Raw genomic sequence first — 23,822 nt, 5'->3', positions numbered from 1 at the left:
ACGCGCATCACACCTCGGCACAGGACGGCCGATATGGGTCATCGAGCCTCAAAACCCTTGCGTATACGGTTCCTTGGGTGCTTCTTGGCCCAGCCATGCCCCGGCCATTCCCCTGGCATGAACAGTTCATAGCAAGAGTGGCCCCCAACCAATGATCCTTTTTGGGGGTTTTTCCATGAGATCCAATCGTGCCGCGGTGCGCACCGGTGTGAGCATGGCGGCGACACTGCCTCTGCTCGCCGGCGCGCTGGCCCTCGGCATACCCGCGGCCCACGCATCCGACGGCCCGGCCGGCCGTGACACCCTCCAGGGCACCAAACCCCTGTGGGCCACGGCCGGAGCGGACAAGGGAGACACGGCGAACGGCTCCCGGGTCTCGGCCCGGGTCTATCTCGCGGGACGGGACGCGGCGGGCCTGAGCGCCTACGCCCAGGCCGTCTCCGACCCGTCGTCGGCCTCGTACGGGAAGTACCTCAGCGCGGGGCAGGCCCAGGCCCGCTTCGGCGCGACCAGGGCCCAGGTGGCGGAGGTGACCGCCTGGCTGAGGTCGGCGGGGCTGACCGTCACCGGCACCAGCACGCACTACGTCTCCGTGACGGGTGAAGTGGCGGACGCCGAGAAGGCGTTCAGCACCCAGCTGCACAACTACGCCAAGGGCGAGAAGACCTACCGGGCGCCGTCGAAGGCGGCCTCCGCGCCCGCCTCCCTGAACGGCGCCGTCCTCACGGTGACCGGCCTGGACAACGCCCCGCACAAGGCGGACCACTCCGACACGCTGCCGCCGCCGGACGCCGTGTTCCACAACGCCGGGCCGTTCTCCTCGTACTACGGCTCGAAGACGGCCACGACGCTGCCGAGCGCGTACGGCACGAAGGTCCCGTACGCCGTGAAGGGGTACACCGGCAAGCAGTTGCGGGCCGCGTACGGGGCGGGCAGGGCGACCGGCAAGGGCGTGACCGTGGCGATCACGGACGCGTACGCCTCCCCGACGATCGCGGCCGACGCCGCCACCTACGCGGCGAAGCACGGTGACGCGGCGTACCGCGGCGGGCAGTTGCAGCAGGTGCTGCCCGGCCGGTACACGCGGACCGAGGAGTGCGGGGCGGCGGGCTGGTACGGCGAGGAGACCCTCGACGTCGAGGCCGTGCACGCGGTCGCGCCCGGCTCGGACATCGTCTACGTGGGCGCCTCGTCCTGCTACGACGACGATCTGCTCGACTCGCTCGGCAAGATCGTCGACGGGCACCTCGCCGACATCGTCTCCAACTCGTGGGGCGACATCGAGGCCAACCAGACGCCGGACCTCGCCGCCGCCTACGACCAGGTCTTCCAGCTGGGCGCGATCGAGGGCATCGGCTTCTACTTCTCGTCCGGCGACAACGGCGACGAGGTCGCCAACACCGGTACGAAGCAGGTCGACACCCCGGCCAACTCGGCGTGGGTGACGGCGGTGGGCGGTACCTCGCTCGCCGTCGGCAAGGGTGACACGTACCAGTGGGAGACCGGCTGGGGCACGCTCAGGGCCGGGCTGTCGGACGACGGGAAGAGCTGGACCGACTTCCCGGGCGCGTACACCTCGGGCGCGGGCGGCGGTACCAGCGCGACGGTGAGGCAGCCGTTCTACCAGCGGGGTGTCGTGCCGTCGCGGCTGGCGAAGGCGAACGGCCGGACGGCCATGCGGACGGTTCCCGACATCGCCGCGATCGCCGACCCCAACACCGGTTTCCTGGTCGGGCAGTCGCAGACCTTCCCCGACGGGTCGCAGAAGTACGACGAGTACCGCATCGGCGGCACCTCGCTCGCCTCGCCGGTCGTCGCGGGTGTCCAGGCGCTCGCCCAGCAGGCGCGCGGCGGCCACCCGATCGGGTTCGCCAACCCGGCGATCTACGACCGGTACGGCACGAAGCTCTACCACGACGTCACGGACCGCCCGACGGGCCGCGACCTCGCGGTGGCGCGGGTGGACTTCGTCAACTCGTTCGACGCGTCGGAGGGTCTGCTGACCTCGGTCCGCAGCCTCGGCAAGGACAGCTCCCTGAAGGCCGTCCGGGGGTACGACGACGTGACCGGGGTGGGTTCGCCCGCACCGGGCTACGTGACCTCGTACCGCCGCCGCTGAGGCGTCTCACATCCGGTACGCCCGTCCCTCGCCCTCGTCGGTGCGGGGCGGGCGCGTCCGGGTGACCGCCAGGACCGCGTCCGCCACGTCCTCGGGGCGGTCGAGCATGACGAGGTGACCGGCGGGGGCGGAGATCCTAAATGTGCCGCCGAGCCGCTCGGCCAGGCGTTCCTGCCGGTCGAGCCACCGCCGCGGACCACCGGCGTACGCGGCCAGCACGGTGACGGGCGCGTCCAGCGGGCGCCGCTCCCGCAGGGCGTCGAGTTCGACGGCCTGGTCGCGGTAGCGGGCGTTCTCGGCGAGTACGGCGCGCAGGACCCGGCTGGTGGAGTAGGCGCGCCGGACGAGGTCGCGGTCGTCACGGGCTGAGCCGCCGTCCCGGTGGTGCACGGCCCCGGGTTCGGGCCCGCGTGCGGCTCCGACCGCCGTACGGCGCAGGAGTGGGCCCAGTGCCCGTGGCAGGCCCGCGCCCGCCAGCAGCGTGCCGCACGCGCGCGTGGCGGTGTCCCGGAGGGCGGGGGCGCGGCGCGGGCGGGGCCGCTCCTCGACACTGGAGTCGACCAGGACGAGCCCCGCCGTCCGGTCCGGGTGGAGCCGGGCGAAGGCCTCGCAGTGGAAACCGGCGAGCGAGTGGCCGACCACGGTGACCGGCGCGCCGGCACCGGCCGCGTCGAGCACGCGGGCGATGCGCTCCGCCTCGCCGGTGAGCGTGGGCCACGCGCGCGCGTGCCCGCTGAGCCCGAGCCCCGGCCGGTCGAACCGGACGACCGTGCGGTGCGGGGCGAGGAGGGGCACGACGGGGTCCCAGTCGAACCAGGACAGGCCCAGGCCGGCGCTGAGCAGGCAGGCCGGGCCGGTGCCGCCCGCGCCTGTGCCGTCCGCGTCTGTGCCGTCCACCTGGATGTGGTGCGGGACTCCGGCGAGGTGGACGAAGGTCATGGCCGGGCCGCGTCCGGCGCGGGGGCGCGTACGGCCGCCCGGGTGGCGGGGCCTCGGGCCCGCACCGAGGAGACGGCCTGGGCACCTAGCCAGATCGCGATGACGCCGACCTGGAGGCGCTGGGCGACGCCGACACCCCAGCCGTCGTGACCGCTCTCCAGCGCGGCGATCGCGGCCAGCGTCCAGACCGTGGCGGCCAGTTCGAGCGCCACGAGAGCCGGGCCCCAGCGGGCCGTGCGGGTGAGGACCACCATGGCGACGAGGATGCCGCACAGGGCGACCGTGCTGCTCACGGTGTGCGCGGAGTGGGTCCACGGCAGCGTGCCCGCCCGCTCCTGTGCGGCGCACGCCGGATTCGTGGTGGGGGTGCAGCCGAGGGGCAGGCGGGAGTCCACGGCGGTGGCCGCGCCGAAGAGCAGGAGTCCCGCCCGGCCGGCCCACGCGGCTCTGCCTCCGGCGGGCGGCGGGCGGAGCGGGGACAGGACCGCTGCTGCCACGAGCACGCCCGCGAGCAGGTCCGTCGTACGGAACAGGGCACCGTACGGCTGGTCGGCCGCGGCGAGTTCACTCACGTAGGTGTGGGCCGGGGGGAGGCCCGTGGTGAGGACCGCCTCCCATGCCCACGCGGAGTAGGCGAGGGCGCCCAGGGCCAGGAGGGCGGCGGTGGCTGTGGGGGTGCGGGGTGTTGTCATCGACCACCATGGTCGGTGTGCGGGGTGGGGCGCGCATGTCGTCGGCCGCCGGTCGGCGGGGCCTGTCGGCCCACGCGACGGAGCCGCGTTTCGGCACAGCCCCTCGCCCTCAAAGGGGCGCCCCCGCCCCATTGCGTCGCTTTGACGATTACACTGGGTCCCGTGCCTCAACTACGCCTCGCTCTGAATCAGATCGACTCGACCGTCGGCGATCTCGCCGGGAACGCCGAGGCGATCGTCCGCTGGACCCGGCACTCCGCCGAGCAGGGAGCGCATCTGGTCGCGTTCCCCGAGATGGTGCTGACCGGGTACCCCGTCGAGGACCTGGCCCTGCGGTCGTCCTTCGTGGAGGCGTCCCGCGCGGCGCTGCACGCGCTCGCCGCCCGGCTCGCCGACGAAGGGTTCGGGGAGCTGCCGGTCGTCGTCGGCTACCTCGACCGTTCCGAGAAGGCCCAGCCCCGGTACGGCCAGCCGGCCGGCGCCCCGCGGAACGCGGCCGCGGTGCTGCACCGCGGCGAGGTGGTCCTCACCTTCGCCAAGCACCACCTGCCGAACTACGGCGTCTTCGACGAGTTCCGCTACTTCGTACCCGGTGACACCCTGCCGGTCGTACGGGTGCACGGCATCGACGTCGCGCTCGCCATCTGCGAGGACCTCTGGCAGGAGGGCGGCCGGGTGCCCGCGACGCGGTCCGCCGGGGCCGGTCTGCTGATCTCGATCAACGCCTCGCCGTACGAGCGCGACAAGGACGACAGCCGGCTCGACCTCGTGCGCAAGCGCGCGCAGGAGGCCGGCTGCACGACCGCGTATCTCGCCATGATCGGCGGTCAGGACGAGCTCGTCTTCGACGGGGACTCGATCGTCGTCGACCGGGACGGTGAGGTCGTCGCGCGGGCGCCCCAGTTCTCCGAGGGCTGCGTCGTCCTCGACCTGGAGCTGCCCGCGGCCGCCGCCGAGGCGCCGTCCGGTGTCGTGGACGACGGGCTGCGCATCGATCACCTCGTCCTCTCCGAGGAGCCGCTGCCCGCCTACGAGGCGGAGCTCTCCGGCGGGTACGCCGAGCGGCTCGACGACGACGAGGAGGTGTACTCAGCGCTGGTGGTGGGGCTGCGGGCGTACGTGGCGAAGAACGGTTTCCGCTCCGTGCTGATCGGGCTCTCGGGCGGTATCGACTCCGCCCTCGTCGCCGCGATCGCCTGCGACGCACTCGGCGCCGCGAACGTGTACTGCGTGTCCATGCCGTCCAAGTACTCCTCGGACCACTCCAAGGGCGACGCGGCCGAGCTGGCCCGGCGGACCGGGCTCAACTTCCGGACCGTACCGATCGAGCCGATGTTCGACGCGTACATGGGGTCGCTGGGGCTCACCGGTCTGGCCGAGGAGAACCTCCAGTCGCGGCTGCGCGGCACCATGCTGATGGCCCTCTCCAACGAGGAGGGACACATCGTGCTGGCGCCGGGCAACAAGTCCGAGCTGGCGGTGGGGTACTCGACGCTGTACGGGGACTCCGTGGGCGCGTACGGGCCGATCAAGGACGTCTACAAAACGTCGATCTTCCGGCTCGCCGAGTGGCGCAACCGGGCGGCGGTCGAGCGGGGGCAGACCCCGCCGATTCCGGAGAACTCGATCCTCAAGCCGCCCAGTGCCGAGTTGCGGCCCGGACAGGTGGACACGGACTCGTTGCCGGACTATCCCGTGCTGGACGCGATTCTTGAGCTGTATGTGGACCGGGACACGGGGGCCGACGCGATCGTGGCTGCCGGGTTCGATGCCGAGGTGGTGACGAGGACGCTTCGTATGGTCGATACGGCTGAGTACAAGCGGCGGCAGTATCCGCCGGGTACGAAGATCTCGGCGAAGGGGTTCGGCAAGGACCGGCGGTTGCCCATCACCAGTTTGTGGCGTGAAGGCAGTTGACGGTGCGGTTACGTGGGAGGGGCGCCCGGTTTTGCACCGGGCGCCCCCCTTTTTTTCTGCCTGGCGGCGCCTGTTCGCTGCGGGCCCGGTGAGGGCTTGCCGCGTAGTTCCCCGCGCCCCTAAAGAGGCGCGTTCGTCTTGCTGTGTTCCCTGTGGGGGTGCGGGACGTGGGTGGCCACCAGGCGGCCGGGGCGGGGGGTGGCCCTGCGGCGGTCCACCGTGTACGCCAGTGTCGCCATGCCCAGGCCCAGGACCGCCAGGGCCGCGCCCGCCAGGGCCGGGGACGTCGTGCCGAAGCCCGCTGCCAGGGTCAGGCCGCCGATCCAGGCGCCGCCCGCGTTCGCCAGGTTGAAGGCCGCCTGGTTGGCGGAGGAGGCCAGGGACGGGGCCGCGGACGCCTTCTCCATGACCATCAGCAGCAGCGGGGAGCTGGTGGTGAACGCCGCCGCGCCGAGCAGCACCACGGCGAGCGGCGCGCTCCACGCGGTGCTCATCATGACCGGGAAGAGGGCCAGGACCGCCACCAGCGAGACCAGCCCGCCGAAGAGGGTTCCGCGCATCGAGCGGTCCGCCAGGCGGCCGCCGAGCAGGTTGCCCGCCGTCGCGCCCACGCCGAACAGCGCGAGCAGCAGGGTCACGCTGGAGTCGGCGTACCCGGCGGAGTCCGTCAGCATCGGCGTGATGTAGCTGTACGCGGAGAAGAGCGCGCCGAAGCCCGCGACGGTCGTGCCGAGGGCCAGCCAGACCGGAAGCGACCTGAGCGCCGCCAGTTCGCCGCGCAGCCCGGCGGCGGAGCCGTGCGCGTGGTCGCGGGGCAGCACCAGCGCCAGGGACGCGATGGCCGCCAGGCCGATCACGCTGACGCCCAGGAACGTGGCGCGCCAGCCGAGGTTCTGGCCCACCAGGGTCGCGGCGGGCACCCCCGCGATGTTCGCGACGGTCAGGCCGAGGAACATCAGGGAGACGGCGCGGGCCTTGCGTTCGGGGGCGACGAGGCCGGTGGCGACGACGGCGCCCACACCGAAGAAGGCGCCGTGCGGCAGGCCGCTCAGGAACCGGGCGGCGACCAGCCAGTGGTAGTCGGGGGCGAACGCCGAGAGCGAGTTGCCCGCGACGAACAGCACCATCAGCCCGATCAGCACCTTGCGGCGGGACATCCGCGCGGTCACCGCGGCGAGCAGCGGGGCGCCGACGACGACACCGATCGCGTACGCCGACACGAGGTGCCCCGCGGTGGGGATCGAGATGCCCAGGTCGTCCGCGACGTCGGGCAGCAGACCCATCATCACGAACTCGGTGGTGCCGATGCCGAAGGCGCCCACGGCGAGGGCGAGCAGGGCCAGGGGCATGAAAGGGCCTTTCAAAGGGGTGAGCGGTGTTCCGTGCGCTTTATGTTCACGTACGGAACAAAGCCTCCCAGGTCCAGTATTCCCCGGGGTTACGAAGCGGTTGCCGAGAGCTTCACGCGGGCGGCGATCGGGAGATGGTCGCTGCCGGTCTCCGGGAGGGTCCAGGAGGTGATCGGCTCGACGCCCCTGACCATGATCTGGTCGATCCGGGCCATCGGGAACGACGCCGGCCAGCTGAACCCGAAGCCGCTGCCCGCCGCGCCCTGGGTGGAGCGCATCTGGGCGGTGACGGCGTTCAGCGCGCGGTCGTTCATCGTGCCGTTCAGGTCGCCGAGCAGGGCGACGTCCGGCAGCTTCTCGTGGGAGATGGCCTTGCCCAGCGCGTCGGCGCTCTTGTCGCGCTGCCGGGCGGTGAACCCGGCCTCCATCTTCACCCGCACGGAGGGCAGGTGCGCCACGTACACCGCGAGCTTGCCCTCGGGCATGGTGACCGTCGCCCGCATCGCGCGCGTCCAGCCGAGCTTGATGTCGACGGGAGCGGCGCCGCTCAGCGGGTACTTGCTCCACAGGCCGACCGTGCCCTGCACGGAGTGGTACTTGTACGTCGAGGCGAGGGCCTTCTCGTAGACCGGGACCGCCGAGATCGTCAGCTCCTCCAGGGCCACCACGTCCGCGCCGGAGGCGGCCACGTCGCGGGCCGTGCCGGACGGGTCGGGGTTGTCCGCGTTGACGTTGTGCGTGGCGACGGTGAGGTCCCCGCCGGAGCCCGTCCTGTCGATGAGCAGTCCCCCGAAGAGGTTGGCCCAGACGACGGTGGGCACCAGCACGGCGAGCAGCGCGGTGGCGGACCTGCGGAACAGCGCGAGGGCGAGCAGCACCGGGACGGCCAGCCCCAGCCAGGGCAGGAACGTCTCCAGGAGACTGCCGAGGTTGCCGATCTTGTTCGGGATCTGCGCGTGCACCGCCATCACCAGGGCGAGCAGGAGGGCGAACACGCCGAGGACGATCCCCCGGCGCCAGATCCCCCGGTCGGTACGGAGGGTTGTGAGCAGGCGGCGAATCCGGGTTCCCCTGCGGTCGGAATCCTGGCCACCGCTGCCCGTCTCCGTCATGTACGCCTGCGCCATACCGTCGCCTCACCAACTGCCGTTCACATCGTCCTCGCGCCTAAGACCCTAGGGGATGATCGCGGTCGTTCCCGCCGTCGCATGACGGCCGTACGGGCACGAGGACGACCGAGCAGGTGCGCCGAGTTCCGGGACCGCGCCAGGTGGGGTGGTCTGTGACGGAACACGCACATTCGAGATCACGTCCGATCACGTACGACCGACAGCGGTCGGTGGCGATCGGGAGCGATCAGGTGGGATCGAGTGCGAGTGATCACAGCGACCGCGCGCGTTCGCTGCCGGCTCAGGGGGCCGCGGAGTCCGGCCCCAGGCCCGCCAGGACCGTGTCCACGATCCGTTCGGGCAGCCCCTCCTCCAGCTCCGCGTCCGGGCGGATGACCGCGCGGACGAGCATGGGGGCCATGAAGAGGTCGTTGGCCAGCTCGACGTCGACGTCCGCACGGAACTCGCCGTTCGCCTGGCCGCGCCGCAGCACGTCGAGCGTGATCAGGCGGCGCGGCTCGATGACCGTCGCGTGGTACACCGCCCACAGCTTGGGACTGCTCTTCATCTGGGCGTACACGTTGTGCATGATCGCCGACGAGCGGTTGGCCAGCCCGCGCCGCCGCAGCGACTCGAGTACGACGATCAGGTCCTCGCGCATGGAGGTGCCGGGCAGCTCCGGGTCGGGCGGTTCGGCGGTGCGCATCACGTCGCAGAAGAGCTCCTCGCGGCCGCTCCAGCGCCGGTAGATGGTGGCCTTGCCGACACCGGCGACGCGCGCGACCCGCTCGATGGAGATCTCCGCGAGCGGTACGCCGTCCTCCAGCAGTTTCATCACGCCCTCGATGATCGAGCGCTCCACCGCCTCACTGCGCGGGCGTCCTCTGGCGGCCCCGCCGCCTCGCCCGGCCGCGCCCGCCTCCCGCTTCGCGACGCCCACGTGTCCGCTCCGCCCTCTCGCGTGCCGTGTCCTGCCCCGAGGTCCTGACCAGAGCTGCTGCCCAGAGGTCCCGTCCCGAACCGATTGTCCCTGGGTTCTCCGTCCCCCGTCGCATCACCCCGGTCACCTCACCCCCGTCGCGCTGTGGTGCGTGCCGTCGGTGGTGCGTGCGGTCAGTGGTCCGCGCCCACCAGCTCCGGCTCCTTCTCGGCCGGGTCCGGGGTGCGGCCCGGCAGGAACAGACCCACCACCACCGCGCCCACGAGGGCGACACCGGCGCCGCACAGGGCGGTGACGTGCATCGCGTGCAGGAAGGCGTCGTTGGCCGGACCGACCAGGGCGTCGCCCTTCGGGCCGAGCTTCGCGGCGAAGCCGAGGGTCGCCTCGATGGACTCGCCCGCGGTGTGCCGGGCGGCCACGGGCAGCTTGTCCTCGATGCCCGAGCGGTACGCGGCCGAGAGGACCGAGCCGAGTACGGCGATGCCCAGGGCGCCGCCGACCTGGCGGAACGTATTGCTGAGCGCGGAGGCGGAACCCGCCTTCTCGCGGGGCAGGGTCTGCATGATCACGACGCTGGTCGGCGTCATGATGTGCGCCATCCCGGTCCCCATCAGGAAGAAGACGACCTCCAGGACCCAGATCGGCGTGTCCGCCTCCAGCAGGGCGAACGCGGCCAGCATGGCGGCGATGGTGAGCATGCCGCCCGTCGTGGTGGCCTTGTTGCCGAAGCGGGCCACGACCAGCCGGGCGCGCGGCGCGAAGACGAGCTGCGCGACGGCCAGCGGCAGCATCAGCAGGCCGGTCTGCAGCGGCGAGTACCCGCGGACGCTCTGGGTGTAGAAGACGGCGAAGAAGGTCACGCCCATCAGCGCGAAGAACACCAGCGCGATGGCGGAGATGGCCGCGGAGAAGACCTTGTCCTTGAAGTAGTCGACGTCGACGGACGGGTGGTCGCTGTGCTTCTCGTGCACGACGAAGCCGACGAGTACGGCGAGTCCGGCACCGATGGTCGCCAGGACCGTGGGGTCCGTGAAGTCGGCGAGCTGACCGCCCTTGATGATGCCGTACACCAGCAGGACGAGCCCGATGACGGACAGCACCACGCCCACCGGGTCGATCCGGCCGGGCTTCGGGTCGCGGGAGTCCGGGACGAGCCAGACCATCAGGCCGAGGGCGACGATCACGATCGGCACGTTGATCAGGAAGACGGAGCCCCACCAGAAGTGGTCGAGCAGGACCCCTCCGGTGATCGGGCCGATGGCGATGGCGAGACCGACGCCGCCGGCCCAGATGCCGATCGCCTTGGGCTGCTCGTCGCGCTCGAAGACGTTCATCAGGACCGCGAGGGTGGCCGGCATCACGAAGGCGGCGCCGAGACCCATCACCGCGCGGAACGAGATGAGTTCGACCGGGGAGCCGGAGGAGGCCGCGAGCGCCGAGCCGACACCGAAGACGAGGAGGCCGCCGAGCAGGACCTTCTTGCGGCCGAGCCGGTCACCGAGGAGGCCCGCGGAGAAGAGCAGGCCGGCGAAGACGAGGGTGTAGGAGTTGATGGCCCACTCCAGCTCGCTCTGGGTGGCTCCCAGACCGGTCGGGGCGGGCGTCGCGATGGTCTTGATCGCCACGTTCAGGATCGAGTTGTCGAGGACGACGATCAGCAGGCTCAGCATCAGGACACCGAGGATCGCCCAGCGTCGTCGGTGCACGGCCTCCGGTATCCGGGAGGCGGTGTCGGCGGGAGTTGTCATGCCGACGAGATTAGGCGATATCCGATACGAGACCGTATCGTATCGGAATCCTTTACCGAGCCCTTACGTGTTCCGGGCCCGCGCTTGAGGCTCCGCCCGGAGTGACGCCGGACGCACCCCCTAGCCGTTCGGTGGCACGAGGTGCCACCATGGAGGCGGTCCGGAGACGCCGTGAGGGCGCTTCGAGATGACAGAAGGAGCCGTTGCAATGACGCAGCTTTCGGCTGCCCGCAAGACCACCGACAGCAGCAGCGACAACACCAGGGCGCTGTACGGAGGCAAGGGCACACGCCGTATCACCGTGCGCGACATCACGGTCGCCAAGGAGCGCGGCGAGAAGTGGCCGATGCTCACCGCGTACGACGCGATGACCGCGTCCGTCTTCGACGAGGCCGGTATCCCGGTCATGCTCGTCGGCGACTCGGCGGGCAACTGCCACCTGGGCTACGAGACGACCGTGCCCGTCACGCTCGACGAGATGACCATGCTGTCGGCCGCCGTCGTACGGGGCACCTCGCGCGCCCTCATCGTGGGCGACCTGCCGTTCGGGTCGTACCAGGAAGGGCCGGTGCAGGCCCTGCGGTCGGCCACCCGGCTGGTCAAGGAGGCCGGGGTCGGGGCCGTCAAGCTGGAGGGCGGCGAGCGCTCGCACGGGCAGATAGAACTGCTCGTGCAGTCCGGGATCCCCGTGATGGCGCACATCGGGCTCACGCCCCAGTCCGTGAACTCCATGGGGTACCGCGTCCAGGGGCGCGGGGAGGAGGCCGCGCAGCAGTTGCTGCGTGACGCCAAGGCCGTGCAGGACGCGGGGGCGTTCGCGGTGGTCCTCGAACTCGTGCCGGCGGAGTTGGCCGCGGAGGTCACCCGGGTGCTGCACATTCCCACGGTCGGGATCGGGGCGGGGGCCGAGACGGACGCGCAGGTTCTCGTGTGGACCGACATGCTCGGGCTCACGGGGGGCAAGATGCCGCGGTTCGTGAAGCAGTACGCGGATCTGCGGGGGGTCATGAGCGGGGCGGCGAAGGCGTTCGCGGACGAGGTCGTCGGCGGAACGTTCCCTCAGGAGGAGCACTCCGTCCACTAGTCCCACCACCGGACCACTGCGGCACGAAGGCAGCCCGCCGACTTCCCCCATCGGCGGGCTGCCGTTTCCCCCGGGGGCTCCGCCCCCGAACCCCCGTTGCGCAGTTCCCCGCGCCCCCAGGTACCTGGGGGCGCGGGGAACTGCGCACCCGGCCCCCGGCGGAGCCTGTCGGTGGGCTGTCGGTGGTTTGTCGGTGGGGGGTGGCAGTTTGGTTGCCATGACGCGAATCGACAAAGATCCCCAGCCGGGGGGCAACGGCACCGGCACCCACGCCGTCACCGTGCGGGGACTGGTCAAGCACTACGGCGAGACCAAGGCACTGGACGGCGTGGACCTGGACGTACGCGAAGGCACCGTCCGCGGCGTCCTCGGCCCGAACGGCGCGGGCAAGACGACCCTCGTACGCATCCTCTCCACCCTCCTCATACCGGACTCCGGCCGGGCCACCGTCGCCGGCTACGACGTCCTGCGCCAGCCCCGCCGCCTCCGCCGCGTGATCGGCCTCACCGGTCAGTACGCCTCCGTGGACGAGAAGCTCTCCGGGCGCGAGAACCTCTACCTGATCGGCCGGCTCCTCGACCTGACCCGCAAGGACGCCAGGACCCGCGCCGACGAACTCCTGGAGCGCTTCTCGCTCACCGACGCGGCCAAGCGCACGGCGAGCACGTACTCCGGAGGCATGCGCCGCCGCCTCGACCTCGCCGCGTCCATGATCGGCAGCCCGACCGTCCTCTTCCTCGACGAGCCGACGACCGGCCTGGACCCGCGGACGCGGAAAGAAGTGTGGAGCGAGGTCCAGCGGATGGTCCGCGACGGTGTCACCGTCCTGCTCACCACCCAGTACATGGAAGAGGCCGAGCACCTCGCGAGCGAGCTCACGGTCATCGACCACGGCAAGGTCATTGCGAACGGCGGCATCGACGACCTGAAGGCGAAGGTCGGCGGCCGCGTCCTGCGCATCCGCCCGGCCGACCCGCTGGAGCTGCGCCCCACGGCCGCCGCGCTCGACGACTTCGGCCTCACCGGTCCCGGCAGCGCCACGCTGGACATCGCCACCGGCACGGTCCTCGTCCCGATCCTCAGCGACGAGCAGCTGACCGCGGTGGTCGGCGCGCTCACCGCCCGCGGCATCACCCTCGCCGACCTCCGCACCGAACTGCCCAGCCTGGACGAGGTGTTCCTCTCCCTCACCGGCCACCGTGCCACCGACCCGGCCGACCCGAACAGTCCGAACCAGCCGAGCGATGCGCGGGACCTCCCGGCCGACCGCTCCTACGAGGAGGCCGCCGTATGAGCGCCACCGTCATCGACGCTCCCACGGCGCTCGGCACCGACGACGATCCCAACGTCGGCCTGCGCGCCCACCTGCGGCACATCAGCGCCCTCGTCCGCCGCAACGTGCTGTGGATCCGCAAGGACCCGGAGTCGATGTTCGACGCCGTCCTGATGCCGATCGTGTTCACGCTGCTCTTCGTGTTCGTCTTCGGCGGCGCGATCGCCGGCAAGGGCAACCAGGACGAGTACGTCAACTACGTCGTCCCCGGCCTCATGGCCATGATGGGCATGAACATCGCCATGGGCGTGGGCACCGGCTTCAACCAGGACTTCCAGACGGGGGTGATGGACCGCTTCCGGTCCCTGCCGATCTCCCGCGCCTCGGTCCTGATCGCCAAGATCGCGGTCGAGATCGGCAGGCTGCTGATCGCCACGGCGATCCTGCTCGCGGTCGGCTTCATCCTCGGCCTGTCCGTGTCGAACGTCCCCGGCCTGTTCGCCGCCATCGGCCTGGCCCTGATCTTCGGCTCCTCCGTGATGTGGATCTTCCTGACCATGGGCGTGGCGATGAAGAACGCCCAGGCCATCCAAGGAATGGGGTTCCTCGTGCTGATGCCCCTGCAGTTCGGTTCGTCGATCTTCTCGCCGCCGTCCACCATGCCGGGCTGGCTCCAGACGTTCACCGACTACAACCCGCTGTCGTCCCTCGCGGACGCGGCCCGGGGTCTGATGAACGGCGGCCAGCCGGTCGCCCACGACGTCCTGATCACTCTGGGCTGGTCGGTCGTCATCACCGTCGTGATGGCCCCGATCGCCATCCACAAGTACCGCACCAAGAGCTGAGCGCGTCACACCAGGGCGGCGGCCTCCTCGAAGGAGAGGCCGCCGCCCGCCGCGTACGCGGCGTCGTACGCCGCCTCGTCGAGGGCCTCGCGGACCACCGCCTCGGCCTGGGCCCGCATCTCCCGCTCCGCGACGGCCCGCAGGTGCCCGGACGGCAGGAGCGCGTCGGCCGCGCCGAGGCACCGTGCGGCGTCCGCGGCGTGCCGGCCGCCGTCGACCCCGGTCAGCGCGATGGCGGCAACGGTCAGATGCGCCGAGACCATGTGCGGCGCGATCATCTCCGTCAGCGGGTCCTGGGACCGCTCCAGGGCTCCGCGCGCCTTCACCAGCGCCTCGTCGTGCAGACCGTCCAACGAGTCGAGCCAGGACTCCACGCCCAGGACGAACCCGTCGAAGACCACGAACCGCACCGCGCCGAAGTCGTCCCACAGCCGCTCCAGCTGCACCCGGGCCTCGGCGACCCGGCCGGTACGGCCGAGCCACATCGCGAGGAAGAGCCGGGCCCCCGGCATGGCCTCGTTCTGGGCGCCGTTGCCCTGCTCCAGGACCTCGCGCAGCAGCCGCTCGCCCCGCCCGGTCTCGCCCGAGTCGATGAGCACACTGCCCAGCCGGGTGTTGAGGATGGCCACCTGGGCGCGGGCACCCAGACGGTCGACGTGGGTGATGGCCGTCGCGTAGTCCGCCGCCGCCAGTTGGTACTCACCCTTGCGCTCGTACGCCTCGCCCCGCGCGGAGAGCGCCTCGGCGGCGCCCCAGGCGTCTCCGAGCCGGACGAAGATCTCCAGCGACTCGTCGGCGTCCCGGGTCGCGTCGCCCGCCCAGTCGGTGCGGTTGGCGAGCATGTTGGCGCGCATCTGCAGGGAGACGGCCAGCTCCCATCCGGAGCCCAGCGCACGGCTGGTCTCGACGCTCGCGTCGATGACCCGGCGCAGCTGCTCCATGTCGCCGGTCAGCAGCACGGCGAAGAACCAGAGATAGCCGGGGTTGCGGCAGACCTGCGGATAGCCTGGCTCGTAGGCCTCGGTGACGGCCCGCAGCTTGGCCTCGGCCTCCGGGGTCTGCCAGGTGTCCAGCTCCAGGTCCATACAGGCGAGATGGAGGAGGTGGACGCCGCGCCTGGCCTCGACGAGGACGTCCGGGCTCATGGGCGGCGGCTCGGCGATGCAGGACTCGTACAGCGGGACGGCGTGCGCGGTGGGCGGCGCGAAGGGGTCGGGGCCCAGGGCCATGACCTCCCGCGTCCAGTTGCGGGTGCCCATGCGCAGATCGCGGATCTGCCAGTACCAGGCGAGGGAGAGGACGAGGCAGAGCGCTTCCTGCTCGTCGCCCTCGGCGACGGCGTGCTGGAGTGCGGCGCGGGTGTTCTCGCTCTCCAGCTGGAGCAGTTCGATGGCCTCGCGCTGGCCGGGGCCGCGCAACAACGGGTCGGTGGTGCGGGCCAGTTCGCGGTAGTACGTGAGGTGGGCGCGCTCGGCCGCCAAGCGCTCGCCGCACTCGTCGAGCCGCTGACCCGCGTACTCGGCGACGGTCTCCAGGAGCCGGTAGCGCATCATCGCGCCCTCGCCGGTGCCCGAAGGGCCGGCCACCACGAGGGACTTGTCGACGAGCGAACCGAGCGCCTCCAGTGCGGCGGGCCCGCAGACGGCCTCGGCGGCGGCGAGGTCGCAGCCGCCGGCGAAGACGGACAGCCGCCGCAGGACGTCGCGTTCGTCCTCGTCGAGCAGGTCCCAGGACCAGTCGACGACGGCGCGCAGGGTCTGCTGGCGCGGCAGGACCGTACGGCTGCCGGAGGTCAGCAGGCGGAAGCGGTTGTCGAGGCGGTCGGCGATCTGGCGCAGGGTGAGCATCCGCAGCCGGGCGGCGGCGAGTTCGATGGCGAGCGGCAGCCCGTCCAGCCGCCGGCAGACCTCGGCGGCGGCCTCCGGATCGTCCTCGACCCGGAACCCCGGCCGGGCGGCGGCGCCCCGGTCGGCGAGCAGCTTCAGCGCGTACGGCTCGGGCAGCGGCTCGACCGGTCTCAGCAACTCCCCCGGTACGCCCAGGGGTTCGCGGCTCGTGGCCAGTACCGTCAGTCCGGGGCAGCGTTCGAGCAGTTGCTCCACGAGCCGGGCCGCGGCGTCCACCACGTGTTCGCAGTTGTCGAGGACGAGCAGCATGCGGCGTTTGGCGCAGTGCTCGATGAGCCGCACGACCGGGTCGTCGTGCCGGTCGGTGGCGACCCGCAGCTCCTCGGCCCCGGCGCTGCGCAACACGGTCTCCCGCGCCCCGACCGCGGTGAGGACGGCCTCGGGGACGGCCTCCGGGTCGTCGACCGGCGCGAGCTCGGCCAGCCACACCCCGTCCGGCACGGACTCCGCGACGCTCTCCCCGGCCTCCTGCGACAACCGGGTCTTCCCGGCGCCGCCCGGTCCGAGCAGGGTGACGAGGCGGGCCGACGTGAGATCGCCGCGGATGGTCGCCAGGTCGGTGCCCCGGCCGACGAAGGAGGTGAGCCGGGCCCGGAGGTTGCCCAGGACCGGCGCGGGACGCTCGCGTGGTGGCGGCTCGGCACCGGGGCCGGACGAGGCGGGCTCGGGAACGGGACGGCGACCGGGAGCGGGCGCGGGACCTGGCCCGGCGCCGGGACCGGCATGGGCATTGGCATGGGCATGGTCGTGTCCGGCGGGGGCGCCGCGCAGCAACTCCGTGTGCAGCGACCGCAGTTCCGGCCCCGGGTCCGTGCCCAGCCGGTCCGCCAGGAGCCGGCGTACGGCCTCGTAGCCGGCCAGGGCCTCCGCGGTGCGGCCCGCGTCGCGCAGGGCGCGCAGGCGCAGCAGCTGGAGGGGCTCGTCCAGGGGGTGGGCGTCGCAGAGTGCGGTGAGGTCGGGCAGGCACTGTTCGGCCTCCCCGAGGGCGAGGGCGGCGGTGAGGCGGGCACGCCGGGCGTCGAGGTGGCGGGACTCCCAGCGGGCCGACTCCGCGGTGCGGTCGGGCAGGTCGGCGAGGGCGGGACCCCGCCAGAGCGCGAGGGCGTCGTCGAGGACGACGGCCGCCTTGCCCGGGTCGCCGTCGGCCAGCGCGCGGGAGCCCTCGCCCGCGAGCCGCTCGAAACGGTGCAGGTCCACGTCGTCGGCCGTCGCGCGCAGCCGGTAGCCGCCCTCGGCGGAGCCGATCGCGTCCGCGCCGAGGGCCCTGCGCAGCCGGCCGACGAGGGCCTGCAGCGCGCCCGGGGCGTCGGCGGGCGGGTCCGCGCCCCAGACCTCGTCGACCAGTACGGCGGTGGACACGGTCCGGCCGGGGCGCAGCGCGAGGACGGTCAGCAGGGCGCGCAGCCGCGCCCCGCCGACCTGGACGAGCGTGCCGTCGGTACGGAGTGCCTGGGTGGTGCCAAGGATGCGGTAGCGCACGAAGACCATTGTCCCTGTCGGCGCCCCGGACCTGCCCCGGATTTTGTACCGGCATGAACCACGGGGCGGGCGGGGACGAGAATGGGGGGCCGCAGGAACCTCCGGCCCTTCGTAGGACGTTCCTCCCGGACCACCGGTACGGTCTACCCGGCACGCCCAGCCCGTTCGAACATTCCAGCATTCCAGGGAGCCCCACCCCATGACCACCGCCACAGGCCGGCACAGCGACCGGCGGATCAGCCCCGTGTTCATCGGGATCGTGGCCGTCGCGGCGGTGACCGGCTGGGCCACCTGGACGGACTTCGCCGAGCAGCCCGGTATCGCCGTCTTCCTGTTCGTGACGGCGGCGTGGATCGTCTCGCTCTGTCTGCACGAGTACGCGCACGCGCGCACGGCCCTGCACAGCGGCGACATCTCGATCGGCGCGAAGGGCTATCTGACCCTGAACCCGCTGAAGTACACGCACGCGCTGCTCAGCATCGTGCTGCCGGTCCTCTTCGTCATCATGGGCGGCATCGGTCTGCCCGGTGGCGCGGTCTTCATCGAGCGGGGCCGGATCCGGGGCCGCTGGAAGCACAGCCTGATCTCGGCGGCGGGGCCCCTGACGAACGTGCTGTTCGCGGTGGTCTGCACGGCCCCGTTCTGGCTGGACGCGCTGGACGGCGTACCGGCGGACTTCCGGTACGCCCTCGCGTTCCTCGCGCTGCTCCAGGTCACGGCCGCGCTGCTGAACTTCCTGCCGATCCCGGGCCTGGACGGCTACGGCGTCATCGAGCCCTGGCTCTCGTACAAGATCCGTCGTCAGGTGGAGCCGTTCGCGCCGTTCGGGCTGCTCTTCGTCTTCGCGATCCTGTGGATCCCGGAGATCAACGGCCAGTTCTTCGACGCGATCGACGCGCTGCTGCGGACCCTGGGCATCGACGAGATCCACACGTACTGCGGGCAGAACCTGTACCGGTTCTGGACCGACACCGACCAGTACTGCTCGATCGGCCGGTGACGGGCGGGTCCGGTCAGCCCGTGACGGACGACGACGCCCTGCGCCGCGCCCGGTCCCGGCGCAGGTAGTACCAGGTCATGTTGGACGACAGGCCCGCGAGCAGCACCCACACGATGCCCAGCAGGCTGCCCCTGGTGAACGAGACGACGGCCGCCGCGGTGGCCAGGACACAGACGACGAGGGCGTAGAGGGCGAGTCGGGACACGGGTCGGCTCCTGGAGGAACTGGGAGGGTACGGGGATCGGGAGAGGGGACACTGCTCGGTTCCAGTGTCCCCCACGTCCGGAACACGCCCGTACGCGCTCCGCCCCGCCGGGACCGGTCGGACCGGTCCGGCTGGTCCGACCGGTTACACGTCGGTCAGGCGCAGGCCCGCGTGGGCCTTGTAGCGACGGTTCACCGAGATGAGGTTCGCCACCAGCGACTCGACCTGGTGGGCGTTGCGCAGCCGCCCGGAGAACACGCCCCGCATGCCCGGGATGCGGCCGGCCAGCGCCTGGACGATCTCGACGTCCGCGCGCTCCTCGCCGAGCACCATCACGTCGGTGTCGATCTCGTCGATCTCCGGGTCCTGGAGCAGTACGGCCGACAGGTGGTGGAAGGCGGCAGTGACGCGGGAGTCCGGCAGCAGGGCGGCGGCCTGTTCGGCGGCGCTGCCCTCCTCGGGCTTCAGCGCGTACGCGCCCTTCTTGTCGAAGCCGAGCGGGTTGACGCAGTCGACGACGAGCTTGCCGGCCAGTTCCTCGCGCAGGGACTCCAGGGTCTTGCCGTGTCCGTCCCACGGCACGGCGACGATCACGAGGTCGCTGCGGCGGGCGGTCTCGGCGTTGTCGGCGCCCTCGATCCCGTGTCCGAGTTCGTCGGCGGCCGCCTGCGCGCGCTCCGCGGCCCGCGAACCGATGATCACCTTCTGGCCCGCCCTGGCCAGCCGGTAGGCGAGACCCTTGCCCTGCGGACCGGTGCCGCCGAGCACGCCGACGACGAGCCCGGAGACGTCGGGAAGGTCCCAGGGGTCCTTGGCGGGGGCCTTCTGTGCACTGTCAGTAGAGGTCATGGGCCGACTTTACGTGCGCGGTTCCGGTCGGTGCCGTCAGGTGAGAGCCGTCACTCAGGTGAGGGCGGTCACTCGGGTGAGAGCCGCCACGGCCACGCGCCGGAAGGTGATCGTCTCGTACGCGCTGAAGTCGCCCGTCTCGTACAGGAGCCCGACCGTGGCGGCGTCGACGCGCACCAGGTCGGAGTAGGCGGCGGGCAGTCCGTCGACGGTGTGCGCCGTCCGCCAGGTGATGCCGCCGTCGGTGCTGGCGCGGACGGTCATCAGGGCGCGGAAGCCGGGGTCGGCGGGGCCGGAGTAGAGGAGGACGTCGGGGTCGCGGAGCTGGAGCACGCTGCCCTCGACGATCGGCCCGGTGAGGCCGGCCTGCGGGCGGAAGGGTTTGAGCAGGCTCGCGCCGCCGTCCGACGAGCAGGCGTCGGCGCGGGTGCCGGGGGCGGGTGAGTCGTTGCGGGTGTTGAAGTAGACGCGGCCGTCGGGGAGTTCGGTGGCGGTGGTCTCGTTCGCGTTGATGTGGTTGTCGGGGTTGTCGTCGACGTACCCGAGGCGCCAGGTCTCGCCTCGGTCGTCGCTGAGGAGGCAGTGGCCGCCGTTGTACCTGCCCTCGGTGCCGTTGTCCGTGCCGGTCGGCGGGAGGGAGTGGTTGGCGGGTACGACGACGCGTCCGGTGGTGAGCTGGAGGGCGTGGCCCGGGGTGGTGGCGTACCAGCGCCAGGTCGCTCTCTTCGTCCGCTCGGTGATCTCTCTCGGGGCCGACCAGGTGAGTCCGTCGTCGTCGCTGTGCCGGATCCAGACGCGGCGTCCGTCGGCGGCGCTCACCTTGCCGCGGCGGATGGCGTCCTCGGTGGCGAGGGCGGCGTTGCGGACGTGGACGAGCAGGATCCTGCCGGTGTCGAGGACGACGGGGGCGGGGTTTCCCGCGAGGGCTTCGCCGTTCGAGGCGGCGACCTGGAGGGGGCCCCAGGTCGTTCCGCCGTCCGTGGACCGCTTCAGCACGATGTCGATGTGGCCGAAGTCGTCGCGGGAGCCGACCCTGCCCTCGCAGAAGGCGAGCAGGGTGCCCTGCGCGGTGGCGACGACGGCCGGGATACGGAAGCTCGCGTAGCCCTCCTGGCCGCCGCGGAACGGCACGGACGTCGTCTCGCTGATCGTCGTCATGAAGACCTCCCATTGCCGACGGGGTGGCACACCATGCCCAGCTCGGGCGAATTCAGGGTGAACTCCACTTGACGAGTTGCCGGCTGCGGCAGGATGCGGACGTATGGATGCCGTACGGGTGGCCTTGTTGCGTGAAGTGCTCGCCGGGACCGAGTGGCCTGGGGCCGCGCGGCGGTTCGCGGGGGCGCTGCGGTCGTCCGTGCTGCCGCACGGGGGTGGGCTGCTGCTGGTGGGGACGGCGGAGTACGAGCCGTGGCATCTGGCGGCGCATCTGGTGGACGAGGCGGCGTGGTCGGGCACGCCGGAGCTGACGCCGACGCTCGTACGGCACGGGGCGTCGGCGTCGGCTCCGGCGCACCTGGCGGTGGGGCTCGGGCGGATCGAGGCGGCTCGGCGGGGGGAGACGCTGCTGGTGGTGGCGCCGGGTACGCCTGAGGCACCGCTTCTGGAGCGGGTGCATGACGCGCGGCGGGGCGGGGTGGTGGTGCTCGCGCTCGGGGCGGGGGGTGGTGAGCTGCGGGGGTTGGCGCACGAGTCGTTGGCGGTGCCGGCGGTGGGGGTGGACGCGGGCGTGGGCGCGGGCGACGGCGTGGGCGACGGCGTCGGGCTGGATCTGGACACCGTGCAGCATCTGGTGAGTGCGGCGGCCGGGGAGGGGGTGGTGCCGGGGGTTCGGGGGCGGCGGCGGTTCAGGGACCGGTTGTCACGCCTGACGGACAGCCTGACGGCTCCGCCTCGGGTGCGGTGGTGAGGCCGCGGGGTTGTTCGTGTGCCGGGTGCGGGTCGGTGGGGGTTGAGCGCGCAGTTCCCCGCGCCCCTAGGGGTGGGGGTGCGGGGGTGTGTGTTGGGTGCGGGGGTGTGGGGGTTGAGCGCGCCGTTCCCCGCGCCCCTAGGGGTGGGGGTGCGGGGTGTGGGGGCGCGGGGCCTGGCTCTTTGGGTGGGTGGGAAGAAAAGGGTTAGGTGTTTTCTGGGTCCCGCGGAGCGGCGTCGTGCCAGCGGGGGTCCGTTTCCCATTCCAGGTTGCGCTCGCGGGCCGTGTCCATCGCGTGCTGGGCCTCCGTGCGGGACGCGTAAGGACCGAAGCGGTCCTTGCCCGGACAATCGGGGCCCTCCTCGACCTTCTTGTGCTCCAGGCAGTAGTACCACTCGCCCGGTTTGCCGACCGTCCGCTTCTTGAACAGAGCCATGACCATCTCCTCTCGCCACCGCCATGTTCCCCCATCTCCGCTGGTTAGACTCGCTGACATGTCTGGCCAGTCGCTGCTCGTCCCAGGGGAGCTGTCCCCCATCCGCTCCGTGCCCGGAAACATCCGCCGCCCCGAGTACGTCGGCAAGCCCGCGCCGACCCCGTACACGGGACCGGAGGTGCAGACGCCCGAGACCGTCGAGGCGATGCGCCGCGCCGGCCGGATCGCCGCCCGCGCCATGGCCGAGGCCGCGAAGCTCATCGCGCCCGGCGTCACCACGGACGAACTTGACCGGGTCGCGCACGACTACATGTGCGACCACGGCGCCTACCCGTCCACGCTCGGCTACCGCGGCTTCCCGAAGTCCCTGTGCACCTCCGTGAACGAGGTGATCTGTCACGGCATCCCGGACTCCACGGTCCTGCGGGACGGCGACATCATCAACCTCGACGTGACGGCGTACATCGGGGGCGTGCACGGCGACAACAACGCCACGTACCTCGTCGGGGACGTGGACGAGGAGTCGCGGCTGCTGGTCGAGCGGACCCGCGAGTCGCTCGACCGCGCCATCAAGGCGGTCAGGCCCGGCCGCCAGATCAACATCATCGGCCGGGTCATCGAGTCGTACGCGAAGCGGTTCGGTTACGGCGTCGTCCGGGACTTCACCGGGCACGGCATCAACTCGTCGTTCCACTCCGGGCTGATCGTCCCGCACTACGACAGTCCGCGCGCCACGACCGTGATCCAGCCCGGGATGACGTTCACCATCGAGCCGATGCTGACGCTGGGGACGTACGAGTACGACATGTGGGACGACGGGTGGACCGTCGTCACGAAGGACCGGCTGCGGACCGCGCAGTTCGAGCACACCTTGGTCGTCACGGACAGCGGCGCCGAGGTGCTGACCCTGCCGTAGGTCCGCCCGATCCGACAGAAGCCGCCCGCTCCTCCCGGAGCGGGCGGCTCTTTCGTGTGGGAACGGCGGGGATCCGGGGTACGGTTTTACCGACAGCGCGTCGGAAACCCATTGACTTAGGTAAGCCTAACCATAGAACATGGGTCCGACTCCCGTCTCTCCCGCTTCGTCCCGGAGGCCCTCATGAACCCGTCGAGTACACCGTTCTCGACGCTCATCCGCACCGCGTCACACGAACAGCACGTGGAGGCGGAGACCTCGACCTTCATGAGCGATCTGCTCGGCGACAGGCTCGGCGTGGACGCGTACGCGCGCTACACCGAGCAGCTGTGGTTCGTGTACGAGGCCCTGGAGTCGGGCGCGCGCGATCTGTCCGACGATCCGGTGGCGGGACCGTTCATCCAGCCCGAGCTGATGCGGCTCGCCTCGCTGGAGCGGGACCTGGCCCATCTGCGGGGGGCGGGATGGCGCGACGGCCTCACCGCGCTGCCCGCGACGCGGGAGTACGCGGAGCGGGTGGCCGAGTGTGCCCGTAGCTGGCCCGGCGGGTATGTCGCGCATCACTACACGCGCTACCTCGGGGATCTCTCCGGCGGGCAGATCATCCGTGGCACGGCGGAGAAGACGTGGGGGTTCGCGCGGAAGGGTGACGGGGTGCGGTTCTATGTCTTCGAGGACATCGGGAACCCCGCGGCGTTCAAGCGTGGGTATCGCGAGTTGCTCGACGCGGTGCCGGGGGACGAGGTGGAGAGGCAGCGGATCGTCGGTGAGTGCAAGCGGGCGTTCGCTTTGAACAGTGGGGTGTTTCGGGCGTTGGGGGAAGAGTTCAGCGTCAGCGCGTGAGCGTTCCACTGGGGTGCGGGGTTGTGTGCGCGGGGTTGTGGGTGCGGGTGGGTGGGGGCTGGGCGCGCAGTTCCTCGCGCCCCTAGAAGATTGCGCCGTTCCCCGCGCCCCTTAAAGACAAAAGATCGCGCCGTTCCCCGCGCCCCTCAGAGACAAAAGATCGCGCCGTTCCCCGCGCCCCTCAGAGACAAAAGATCGCGCCGTTCCCCGCGCCCCTCAGAGACAAAAGATCGCGCCGTTCCCCGCGCCCCTGTGGAGCGGAA

General features: G+C 71.6%; 20 protein-coding genes. 9 read left to right on the top strand and 11 right to left on the bottom strand.

Annotation, left to right across the window (positions count from 1 at the left end):
* The first annotated feature begins 175 nt into the window (after positions 1–175).
* A complete protein-coding gene (locus tag ACLVWQ_RS23955) occupies positions 176–2,119 on the top strand; it encodes a protease pro-enzyme activation domain-containing protein (protein ID WP_414111200.1) in 1,944 nt (647 codons plus the stop codon).
* A gap of 6 nt (positions 2,120–2,125) precedes the next feature.
* Here ACLVWQ_RS23955 and ACLVWQ_RS23950 read toward each other — a convergent pair whose 3' ends face one another.
* A complete protein-coding gene (locus tag ACLVWQ_RS23950) occupies positions 2,126–3,058 on the bottom strand; it encodes an alpha/beta fold hydrolase (RefSeq protein WP_414111199.1) in 933 nt (310 codons plus the stop codon).
* Entirely contained in the window at positions 3,055–3,750 is a 696-nt protein-coding gene (locus tag ACLVWQ_RS23945; protein ID WP_414111198.1) for a DUF998 domain-containing protein, read from the bottom strand. The genes ACLVWQ_RS23950 and ACLVWQ_RS23945 overlap by 4 nt, the downstream gene beginning before the upstream one ends.
* 162 nt (positions 3,751–3,912) lie before the next feature.
* On the opposite strand from ACLVWQ_RS23945, the gene ACLVWQ_RS23940 reads away from it, so the two are divergent.
* A complete protein-coding gene (locus ACLVWQ_RS23940) occupies positions 3,913–5,667 on the top strand; it encodes an NAD+ synthase (protein ID WP_414111197.1) in 1,755 nt (584 codons plus the stop codon).
* A 119-nt stretch (positions 5,668–5,786) separates the two neighbouring features.
* Here ACLVWQ_RS23940 and ACLVWQ_RS23935 read toward each other — a convergent pair whose 3' ends face one another.
* The 4 genes from ACLVWQ_RS23935 to ACLVWQ_RS23920 all read right to left on the bottom strand — a co-directional run bounded on the left by ACLVWQ_RS23935 (position 5,787) and on the right by ACLVWQ_RS23920 (position 10,813).
* Positions 5,787–7,016 carry an MFS transporter gene (locus tag ACLVWQ_RS23935; protein WP_414111196.1) on the bottom strand — a complete coding sequence of 410 codons (1,230 nt, stop codon included), beginning with the start codon at positions 7,014–7,016 and terminating at the stop codon, positions 5,787–5,789.
* Positions 7,017–7,105: 89 nt separating this feature from the next.
* Positions 7,106–8,143: an endonuclease/exonuclease/phosphatase family protein gene (locus tag ACLVWQ_RS23930; RefSeq protein ID WP_414111195.1), complete on the bottom strand. Its 1,038-nt coding sequence runs from the start codon at positions 8,141–8,143 to the stop codon at positions 7,106–7,108.
* Between the two features lie 283 nt (positions 8,144–8,426).
* Positions 8,427–9,065 (bottom strand): TetR/AcrR family transcriptional regulator, encoded by a 639-nt coding sequence (locus ACLVWQ_RS23925; RefSeq protein ID WP_414111194.1) that lies wholly within the window; start codon positions 9,063–9,065, stop codon positions 8,427–8,429.
* Positions 9,066–9,238: 173 nt separating this feature from the next.
* Entirely contained in the window at positions 9,239–10,813 is a 1,575-nt protein-coding gene (locus tag ACLVWQ_RS23920) for an MFS transporter (protein ID WP_414111193.1), read from the bottom strand.
* 208 nt (positions 10,814–11,021) lie between these two features.
* Here ACLVWQ_RS23920 and panB point away from each other — a divergent pair, with 208 nt between their 5' ends.
* The 3 genes from panB to ACLVWQ_RS23905 all read left to right on the top strand — a co-directional run bounded on the left by panB (position 11,022) and on the right by ACLVWQ_RS23905 (position 14,015).
* Complete coding sequence (gene panB, locus ACLVWQ_RS23915; RefSeq protein ID WP_414111192.1) at positions 11,022–11,897, top strand: 3-methyl-2-oxobutanoate hydroxymethyltransferase; 876 nt, start codon at positions 11,022–11,024, stop codon at positions 11,895–11,897.
* 217 nt (positions 11,898–12,114) lie between these two features.
* On the top strand, positions 12,115–13,191 hold the full coding sequence (locus ACLVWQ_RS23910) for an ATP-binding cassette domain-containing protein (protein ID WP_414111191.1): 1,077 nt from the start codon (positions 12,115–12,117) through the stop codon (positions 13,189–13,191).
* On the top strand, positions 13,188–14,015 hold the full coding sequence (locus ACLVWQ_RS23905) for an ABC transporter permease (protein WP_414111190.1): 828 nt from the start codon (positions 13,188–13,190) through the stop codon (positions 14,013–14,015). Before ACLVWQ_RS23910 ends, ACLVWQ_RS23905 begins: the two co-directional genes overlap by 4 nt.
* 5 nt (positions 14,016–14,020) lie before the next feature.
* Here the strand turns inward: ACLVWQ_RS23905 and ACLVWQ_RS23900 are convergent, their stop codons facing one another.
* Positions 14,021–17,410 (bottom strand): AfsR/SARP family transcriptional regulator, encoded by a 3,390-nt coding sequence (locus tag ACLVWQ_RS23900; RefSeq protein ID WP_414111189.1) that lies wholly within the window; start codon positions 17,408–17,410, stop codon positions 14,021–14,023.
* Positions 17,411–17,600: 190 nt separating this feature from the next.
* Between ACLVWQ_RS23900 and ACLVWQ_RS23895 the strand changes: the two genes are divergently transcribed.
* Positions 17,601–18,401, top strand: a complete 801-nt coding sequence (locus tag ACLVWQ_RS23895; protein WP_414111188.1) for a site-2 protease family protein — start codon at positions 17,601–17,603, stop codon at positions 18,399–18,401.
* A 13-nt stretch (positions 18,402–18,414) separates the two neighbouring features.
* Here the strand turns inward: ACLVWQ_RS23895 and ACLVWQ_RS23890 are convergent, their stop codons facing one another.
* From ACLVWQ_RS23890 to ACLVWQ_RS23880, 3 genes are all read right to left on the bottom strand, one after another.
* Positions 18,415–18,606, bottom strand: a complete 192-nt coding sequence (locus ACLVWQ_RS23890) for a hypothetical protein (RefSeq protein WP_414111187.1) — start codon at positions 18,604–18,606, stop codon at positions 18,415–18,417.
* A gap of 144 nt (positions 18,607–18,750) precedes the next feature.
* Entirely contained in the window at positions 18,751–19,455 is a 705-nt protein-coding gene (npdG, locus tag ACLVWQ_RS23885) for an NADPH-dependent F420 reductase (protein WP_414111186.1), read from the bottom strand.
* A gap of 54 nt (positions 19,456–19,509) precedes the next feature.
* A complete protein-coding gene (locus tag ACLVWQ_RS23880; protein WP_414111185.1) occupies positions 19,510–20,613 on the bottom strand; it encodes a sialidase family protein in 1,104 nt (367 codons plus the stop codon).
* Between the two features lie 103 nt (positions 20,614–20,716).
* On the opposite strand from ACLVWQ_RS23880, the gene ACLVWQ_RS23875 reads away from it, so the two are divergent.
* A complete protein-coding gene (locus tag ACLVWQ_RS23875) occupies positions 20,717–21,364 on the top strand; it encodes a hypothetical protein (RefSeq protein ID WP_414111184.1) in 648 nt (215 codons plus the stop codon).
* Between the two features lie 205 nt (positions 21,365–21,569).
* Here ACLVWQ_RS23875 and ACLVWQ_RS23870 read toward each other — a convergent pair whose 3' ends face one another.
* The gene (locus ACLVWQ_RS23870; RefSeq protein WP_414111183.1) at positions 21,570–21,800 is read right to left on the bottom strand and encodes a hypothetical protein; all 231 of its coding nucleotides are present in this window, start codon (positions 21,798–21,800) and stop codon (positions 21,570–21,572) included.
* Positions 21,801–21,858: 58 nt separating this feature from the next.
* Here ACLVWQ_RS23870 and map point away from each other — a divergent pair, with 58 nt between their 5' ends.
* Both map and ACLVWQ_RS23860 read left to right on the top strand, forming a co-directional pair.
* Positions 21,859–22,716, top strand: a complete 858-nt coding sequence (map, locus tag ACLVWQ_RS23865; RefSeq protein WP_414111182.1) for a type I methionyl aminopeptidase — start codon at positions 21,859–21,861, stop codon at positions 22,714–22,716.
* A 183-nt stretch (positions 22,717–22,899) separates the two neighbouring features.
* Complete coding sequence (locus tag ACLVWQ_RS23860) at positions 22,900–23,559, top strand: heme oxygenase (biliverdin-producing) (protein ID WP_414111181.1); 660 nt, start codon at positions 22,900–22,902, stop codon at positions 23,557–23,559.
* Positions 23,560–23,822: the final 263 nt, after the last annotated feature.

The sequence above is a fragment of the Streptomyces sp. CWNU-52B genome (assembly GCF_047444975.1).
GTDB lineage: Bacteria > Actinomycetota > Actinomycetes > Streptomycetales > Streptomycetaceae > Streptomyces.
This window is presented reverse-complemented; position numbering and strand designations above follow the sequence as displayed.

Coding starts and splice junctions, on each gene's coding strand:
- ACLVWQ_RS23955 (WP_414111200.1), top strand. CDS start 176: ATGAGATCCAATCGTGCCGCGGTGCGCACCGGTGTGAGCATGGCGGCG.
- ACLVWQ_RS23950 (WP_414111199.1), bottom strand. CDS start 3,058: ATGACCTTCGTCCACCTCGCCGGAGTCCCGCACCACATCCAGGTGGAC.
- ACLVWQ_RS23945 (WP_414111198.1), bottom strand. CDS start 3,750: ATGACAACACCCCGCACCCCCACAGCCACCGCCGCCCTCCTGGCCCTG.
- ACLVWQ_RS23935 (WP_414111196.1), bottom strand. CDS start 7,016: ATGCCCCTGGCCCTGCTCGCCCTCGCCGTGGGCGCCTTCGGCATCGGC.
- ACLVWQ_RS23930 (WP_414111195.1), bottom strand. CDS start 8,143: ATGGCGCAGGCGTACATGACGGAGACGGGCAGCGGTGGCCAGGATTCC.
- ACLVWQ_RS23920 (WP_414111193.1), bottom strand. CDS start 10,813: ATGACAACTCCCGCCGACACCGCCTCCCGGATACCGGAGGCCGTGCAC.
- panB (WP_414111192.1), top strand. CDS start 11,022: ATGACGCAGCTTTCGGCTGCCCGCAAGACCACCGACAGCAGCAGCGAC.
- ACLVWQ_RS23910 (WP_414111191.1), top strand. CDS start 12,115: ATGACGCGAATCGACAAAGATCCCCAGCCGGGGGGCAACGGCACCGGC.
- ACLVWQ_RS23905 (WP_414111190.1), top strand. CDS start 13,188: ATGAGCGCCACCGTCATCGACGCTCCCACGGCGCTCGGCACCGACGAC.
- ACLVWQ_RS23900 (WP_414111189.1), bottom strand. CDS start 17,410: ATGGTCTTCGTGCGCTACCGCATCCTTGGCACCACCCAGGCACTCCGT.
- ACLVWQ_RS23895 (WP_414111188.1), top strand. CDS start 17,601: ATGACCACCGCCACAGGCCGGCACAGCGACCGGCGGATCAGCCCCGTG.
- npdG (WP_414111186.1), bottom strand. CDS start 19,455: ATGACCTCTACTGACAGTGCACAGAAGGCCCCCGCCAAGGACCCCTGG.
- ACLVWQ_RS23880 (WP_414111185.1), bottom strand. CDS start 20,613: ATGACGACGATCAGCGAGACGACGTCCGTGCCGTTCCGCGGCGGCCAG.
- ACLVWQ_RS23875 (WP_414111184.1), top strand. CDS start 20,717: ATGGATGCCGTACGGGTGGCCTTGTTGCGTGAAGTGCTCGCCGGGACC.
- ACLVWQ_RS23870 (WP_414111183.1), bottom strand. CDS start 21,800: ATGGCTCTGTTCAAGAAGCGGACGGTCGGCAAACCGGGCGAGTGGTAC.
- map (WP_414111182.1), top strand. CDS start 21,859: ATGTCTGGCCAGTCGCTGCTCGTCCCAGGGGAGCTGTCCCCCATCCGC.
- ACLVWQ_RS23860 (WP_414111181.1), top strand. CDS start 22,900: ATGAACCCGTCGAGTACACCGTTCTCGACGCTCATCCGCACCGCGTCA.